The 6703-nt window shown below is 52.8% G+C and carries 5 protein-coding genes and 1 pseudogene; 4 read left to right on the top strand and 2 right to left on the bottom strand.

Annotation, left to right across the window (positions count from 1 at the left end):
- Positions 1-407 precede the first annotated feature (407 nt).
- The gene (locus tag BBA01S_RS35760) at positions 408-668 is read right to left on the bottom strand and encodes a DUF4148 domain-containing protein (protein ID WP_027820621.1); all 261 of its coding nucleotides are present in this window, start codon (positions 666-668) and stop codon (positions 408-410) included.
- Positions 669-1363: 695 nt separating this feature from the next.
- On the opposite strand from BBA01S_RS35760, the gene BBA01S_RS35755 reads away from it, so the two are divergent.
- The 4 genes from BBA01S_RS35755 (at position 1364) to BBA01S_RS45400 (ending at position 4928) form a co-directional block, all read left to right on the top strand.
- The gene (locus BBA01S_RS35755) at positions 1364-2560 is read left to right on the top strand and encodes a porin (protein ID WP_027820620.1); all 1197 of its coding nucleotides are present in this window, start codon (positions 1364-1366) and stop codon (positions 2558-2560) included.
- Positions 2561-2645: 85 nt separating this feature from the next.
- Complete coding sequence (locus BBA01S_RS35750; RefSeq protein ID WP_027820619.1) at positions 2646-3002, top strand: BON domain-containing protein; 357 nt, start codon at positions 2646-2648, stop codon at positions 3000-3002.
- A 605-nt stretch (positions 3003-3607) separates the two neighbouring features.
- Entirely contained in the window at positions 3608-4099 is a 492-nt protein-coding gene (locus BBA01S_RS47260) for a hypothetical protein (RefSeq protein WP_156966197.1), read from the top strand.
- Between the two features lie 409 nt (positions 4100-4508).
- Positions 4509-4928 (top strand): response regulator, encoded by a 420-nt coding sequence (locus tag BBA01S_RS45400; RefSeq protein ID WP_052392042.1) that lies wholly within the window; start codon positions 4509-4511, stop codon positions 4926-4928.
- 373 nt (positions 4929-5301) lie between these two features.
- Here BBA01S_RS45400 and ltrA read toward each other — a convergent pair.
- Positions 5302-6516 (bottom strand): annotated as a pseudogene (gene ltrA / locus BBA01S_RS44270) (group II intron reverse transcriptase/maturase); the annotation flags it as partial.
- Positions 6517-6703: the final 187 nt, after the last annotated feature.

Genomic DNA, 6703 nt, shown 5'->3' with positions numbered 1-6703 from the left:
CCGCGTTTGCAGTCAAACAATTGCAGAGAGATTCAGTTTCAGCAATATCACGTCGGCGGTTGGAGCACTGGATGCGCCGACCAAGTACTTGTCTGACCCAATTGCGTCCTCGTGCCTTGGCAAATCGCAACACTAGGCGCGTAAAGTGGAACACAGAGTTTGGTTCGGCACCCTTCCCCAAGTTGCTACAATAAATTCGGTAAAAAACGGGCAAGAACCGCGGGTCAGCTCATAAATAACTGAGAGTCATTAAAACGCCCTCTTGAGTCTGGAACTGACCGGCGTCGAACCGCTGGAAAGGCGTTGGCTAATAAGCGGAACATGACGCCAAACATCTGCGAAGCAGGACGGTTGAAGCTGTTTGCCGCTTACCGTGCCTGCTCTTCGTATCGGTCGCCCTCTGATATTTACTTGACACCAACTTGTGACGAGCCTTCCGTCGACGCGCCATAAGCAGCGTTCTCCTGTGCGACGCGCATTTCGGCAGACTGAATGTCTGCCGGGTAGGTGCGTGGGTTCATGCGCGCAGGATTGTAACCTGCGTGCTCCAGTTGCACCATTTCAGCGCGAACTTGCGCGCGGGTGAGTGGTTGACTGGACTGTGCAAATGACAAAGTGGGGGCAGAAAACACTACGGCCAAAGAGACAGCAACGAGAGAAATTTTCATGATCAAGGCTCCATAAGGGTAAGGATCAATTTAATCCTTAGATAAAAGTCTATAGGCAATATCACCTAAGGATAACCCCTCTTGAGCCGAATTCACTGTTATCGTGAATGCGACAATCGCGCCCTCGTTTGCTCCAGCCCTTTCACCGAGCTATCAGATAAAAGGCACTCAACCGTCAATAATAAAAATATTTTATATTGTGATTGACATCCCCGGCCTCATTGCCAGCAACGAAGCTGGCAAGTGCAAATGGTTTTGTTTTAAAAAAATAAACATTCATTCATTTTTCCTCGCGATTTTCTCATTTAAACATCAATTTTTCAATAGGTGGTATCCATTTTCCCGTAACGCGTGGTCGGTTGATTTCTTTTCAAATCAGAGCGTTGCATCGTTTCGCTCAAGGCGAGACTGGTAAGTGTCAAACATTGCATTGCAATTTGACGACATTTATCGCCTTGCAAATTTTTACTTCTCGCCTCGCAACGGCACCTTTGATACATTCGCTTCGTCGTAAAAAGAAGAAAAAAGGTTGCGGGAAAAAGTAGTTTCGCTTCCTAATCGCGCCTGCTGGGGAACTGAAAGTAGAACTGCGATCAGCAGAGGTGTCGTGATCCCAGAGCAGGGAACTTCGCTAACTTGGTTAATTGCTTGCGAATGGTTAGTGATACTTAGTAAGTATTCTCACGGAGGAGACAATGAAGAAGGCATTGCTTGCCGCGGCGCTTATGTCTGCTGGAATCGTCGCACACGCACAAAGCAGCGTAACGATGTACGGACGCCTCGATGCGGGGCTGCAGTATCGCCAGGGTATTCCTGGTGGAAACTCCGTTCAGATGGAAAGCGGTGACTGGGGGGAATCGGAGTTCGGCCTGCGGGGGGCTGAAGATCTCGGCGGCGGCACAAAGGCGATATTCAAACTCGAAATGGGCCTGAATGCGACCAATGGTAACTATCAGAACGGTTCGCTGTTCGGTCGTGAAGCGCGCGTTGGCCTTACAAATGACACGTGGGGCACGTTCAAGATTGGTTATGCCGGTGCGTCTGAAATCATTCAGGATAGTTGGGATCTCGATCCGCAACTTATGCAGCAGTACGCCATTTCGACGCTCGTGCGCGGCCGCAACTGGGCGCAGGCCGGCAACAGCGTGGAATACACGTCGCCGCTTTTCGCAGGCCTCACGCTGAAGGGCCAATACGACCTGGCCAACAGCTCGAACTGGAACGGTAACGGCGGTACTGGCAGCGCTCCAGGTCAGCTTGGTGCGACTTCCGGGTTCGGGAGCAGCCAAGGCCGCTCAGATGGAGCCAAGATCCAGTACAACGCCGCCAATTTTGAGCTTCAGGCAATCTACGACGAAATCCGTGACCCGTTTGGTCGCTTCAGTAACGTCTATCTTTATTCACGTTCGATCATGGCGGGCGGCACGTACTCGATCGGACCAGTCAAGCTCTATGCGGGCTACCAGCATCTCTCTGCACCTGATGCAGACGCTGCCGGCTACGATTTTGCAAGCTCACCGAATGGCGCTGGCCTGCCGACGGGGGTCGACCACGAGTGGGGTGGTGCCGCATGGCAGGTCACGGCAGCAACGGCACTTACCGCCGCGGTCTATCACGCAAATGCTAACAACGGCAACGGTAACGCGACGATGTACACCCTCGCCGGAACGTACAATCTGTCGAAACGCACGTTTCTGTATACCGAGTTGGGCTATGTACATAATAGCTCGACGTCGAACATTGGCCTCGGTAACGGTTACGCGGATCCGTACGGTGCGAGCGGTGCTACCAACGCAAACGGCGGTGGCTCAGTGGGTGATGGCATCAATGAAGGACCGGGATATGGTCATAGCCAGTTCGCCGCGAATGTCGGCATCATGACCCAATTCTGATAAACGGCCAGCGGGAGGCCGCCTCGGCTTCCCGCTGGCCGGGGTAGAGAGACAGCAACAACCTTTCAGGGCAAGGAGATAAGACATGAAGGTCATACACGTTGCGAAGGCGACTACTGTTGCATTTGCATTGATGCTGGCTATGGGTGCACATGCGCAGGCCAGTGACGCCCAGGCTAACAGCATGCCGGGCGCAACGGCAGCTTCCCGCAAAGAAATGAGGGTTGCCAATCGCGCGCTCACGAAGAAGGTGCGTCACGCTTTGGCACGTACAAAGGGACTTGATCCGACTCACATTTACGTAAAGGCTGTCAACGGCGCAGTGATTCTCACGGGTAATTGTGTCAGCCAAGATCAGATCAACCTCGCGGGCGAGATCGCACAGAAAGTCGACGGTGTGACGTCAGTCGCGAACAAACTTAGCGTTAAGACTCCTCGATAATGGCTTGTTGAACCACTGTCGACTGTCGCTTTGTTGTTTGAGATGTCAGGCGGTGTTCGTACCGCCTGACATTGGTCGCTCCATACTTTCCACGCTCCTATTTGCGCCCGGTTGGTCTTACTCCCACTTCAGATGCACGCCTCATCCCCTCGTCGCCGAGCCTCTGCATTTATAAAGCAACGCTTTGATGGTGCACATCGCTTGACAAGCGACGATCGACCGCCGATTCGGCTTCAGTACTCGGCCACCCGGCCGTTGATCTTCGGCTGCGCAAACCGGATGTGTGCATTTGTACGTCGACACTTCAGCGCTGTTGTCATAAATACGCGCATAGCCCGCAACCACGGTTACCGCAGACACAGCTCAATCTGCGCATCGCCCACGCGCCAACGCTTCGACGTGAACCTGTATGCTGGTCTAAGCGCGGAGCCGTCTTCAGCGCATCTATTCTCTGTTGACTAGGCAAACTCGCACACAACGATCTGGTGATGAAGTTTCCCGATAAAAATCCGGCGTCTGCTAGGCTTTATAGTTGCGGTCAGCGTAAATGAGACGCACAATTAGGCACCAACACTATCTTAGTATCCTCTGTACCGGACGCCGTCATGCCCACAAAACGTAGATCGCACTTTTCTGCAGGCCGGTCGAAAGCGATGCTGCTTCCTATGGCCCGCGAAAAATCGACTGACCTTATCCTGCGAACGCGATTGTTTCTTGAAAGCATCAAAAACGGAAATAGCGATCGAGATAAAATTAATCATCTGGCTAAGATTTGCATAATTAGTGGATACATTGCGAGAGCTGGGCATGGAAGAATCCCGGCCGAAAAGTTCGAAATGGTTGAAAAGGAACTGGCTCGGTTACTTTATGATGCTCAATTAAATGACAGGTGGCGTGAACCCAATGCCTTATTGCTGCAAGCGATAACGGACGTTGTTAACGAATATGATCGTATGCTTGGCGTTGTGCGCTTCGAACTTTTCGCACAAGCCAGTGAGTATATGGAGTATCTTCTGAACGTCGCGGCGAGTAGAAGGGGCGATGACCTGGGAGATCTAATTGGGCCGCTGTCTTGCGAATTAAATTTACGCCAATAGAGTTGAACGCTATTTTTGTGCATAGTCGCTGACATATATTGCGCTGGGAGTTGGCCTACTCCGATGTATCAGTGAGGCGGTCGGCGTGCGATGGCGGAAAGGTGCTGTGTCGCGCGAAAGGTATGTGTACGATCGCGCATAGCGCTTGCTATAAGGCGTATGGCGCGTAAATTTTTCAGCACTGAAAAGTGGAACGAAGTAAATTATCGGTAGGGTTTTCAATTTTCTTGAATATATTGCAGTAAGCTTGGCGGACAATAAAATCCCCGAACAAGCTTTCCGAGTTAAAGATTGGGTATATAACCAGAAAAGCCACGCGTACTTTCGATGATGGACGTTTGGGCAGCAAAATCTATTGGAAATCTACTTTGGCACGTTTCATGCTTTGGTTGTCAATCGATAACGTGAGATGACAGTGAAAAAAAATCACGAGGGCATTGTAGTGTTGCTCGTTGATGACGATGATCTCGCCAGAGCGGCTGTGCCCACAGCGCTGGGGGCTTGTGGATTTGTTGTAATCACGGCAGAAAATGGCCAGATTGCCTTGGATACTGCAGTGGTCACCCTGCCGGATATCGTAATCACCGATCTCACTATGCCAGTGATGAACGGCTATCGGCTATGCTCTGCGCTTCGCACTCATCCATTGTTGATGACGATACCGATTATAGTATTTTCTTCCTTAATTTCCCAGGATTCGTTAGATCTCCCTCGATTTAATGCAATATTTCTCCAGAAGCCCGTCGAAATTGCTACTCTTGTTGCGTCAATCATCGCCCTGCTCCATACCGGACAGGCTAGCGGATTGAGCAGTCACGACGAGACGTAACTGCCAGGGCAGTTCATCGTGTTCTCGTGGAACACTATCGAGAATAGCGTATCCATCCAATGTCAGGGTGCCGGTATAGACGTGAGTGTCAAGTTGAGTTGCTCGTGTAATTCAGGGCACGCGGACATCTTCAGGTCGATGGCACTGAAGCGCGGCTGAACTATCGAGGTCAGTTATATATCAGAGCTTTGTGCGAGGGGCGCGGATTGTAGGTGTTCCCTTGATTTCGTCCACGTTTGCGGTAATGCACATCTCTGCACTCGCGCGCCCTTTCCTTGTAGCCTGTTTGATTGGGATAGGGGGCAGCTTATAGCTGCGCCCCTCCCACACCACCCGGCTGCGGGCCGGCACCGGGCGGTTCGAGCAGTTGAGGTTATGAGAGACGGGGTATCCCGAGGCTGTCGAGGTAGGCAACACTAAGTACCTGATGAATTATGGTGCCGCACCGTGCACGGGCACCGGCGCTCGCGGCACCTCGAGCTACCTCGTCAGAAGCCCCAACCTGCGAAGCTCCCGATAGATAGTCGTGCCCCTACGCCATTGCTTGAGTTGCGCAGCTCGAACGCGATGTCGAATCCACGAATCCAGATTTTGAAATACCTTTGGGGTCTGCGCCAGACGGAAATAGGCTTTCCATCCCGGCATGTACTCCCGGAGCAGTTCCGCAACCTGTTCCATGCTTCTACCACCCATGCGTCGAGTAATTGCCCTGATACGGTCCTTGAAGGTTTCGATTGCTTTGGGAGCTACCGCTATCTTGACGAAGCCTCCGGACCACCTTCGCAGGCAGTATCCAAGGAATTTTCGCCCAAACACTATTCCCACCGCAGTTTTCGCCTCATTTACCGTCAGCTTTAACCCCAAGTAGATTCGACGCATAGCGGCCAGAACTCGCTCGCCTGCACGCTGAGACCGAACGTACACGTTGCAGTCGTCGGCGTACCGGGCAAAGCAAAGGCCGCACTTTTCTAGCGTCTTGTCCACTTCGTCAAGCAACACGTTGGCCAGGAGCGGCGCACCTTGCGGTGTTCCTTCTGTACGCGCCTGGACTGCGCCATCCATCATGACGCGCGCCTGCAGGAACCGCCGAATTAGCCGTAGGACGGCCTTGTCGTCAATCCTTCGGGAGAGTCTATCCATGAGGATGTCGTGATTTACCCTATCAAAGAACTCCTCCAGGTCTACGTCCACAACAACTTGTCGGCCTTCTTGCACATATCGCTGCGCCTGAAGCACTGCGTCGTGTGCGCTTCGGCCCGGACGAAATCCGAAGCTGGATTCCCTAGAACGTCGGGTCTATCAAAGGTTGCATGACCTGTAGTAGGGCCTGCTGTATCAGGCGGTCCACGACGGTCGGAATTCCCAACTCACGAACACCGCCACCCGGCTTTGGAATTTCCACGCGGCGCACGGCACTTGCCCGATATCGCTCATCGAGAAGCTCTTGCCGGATTGACGGCCATTCGGTCTTAAGATATTCCGCCGTTTCGTCGATGGACCGACCATCGACTCCTGCACTGCCTTTATTAGCTTTGACGTGTTTCCACGCTTCCGCCATATTCTCGCGCGCAAGGGCCTGCCGTAGCAGGTCCTTGCGCCCCAGACCTTCGGGGCTACAAGTCGCCGGAGGCGTTTCATCGTGCATCGCTTCGAGGTGGCTTCACCCGCTCTCTACGCAAGGCACCCGGTGTGACCCGGCATCTGATGCATTTCAACTCCGAGATTCATAGTCGCTGGTCTTCCTTCTCGTTCGGCCCTTCATCACTAGCCTCAGC

The sequence above is a fragment of the Paraburkholderia bannensis NBRC 103871 genome (genome assembly GCF_000685015.1).
GTDB lineage: Bacteria > Pseudomonadota > Gammaproteobacteria > Burkholderiales > Burkholderiaceae > Paraburkholderia > Paraburkholderia bannensis.
Note: the sequence above shows the minus strand (reverse complement) of the source record. Positions and strands in the feature narration are given on the sequence as shown.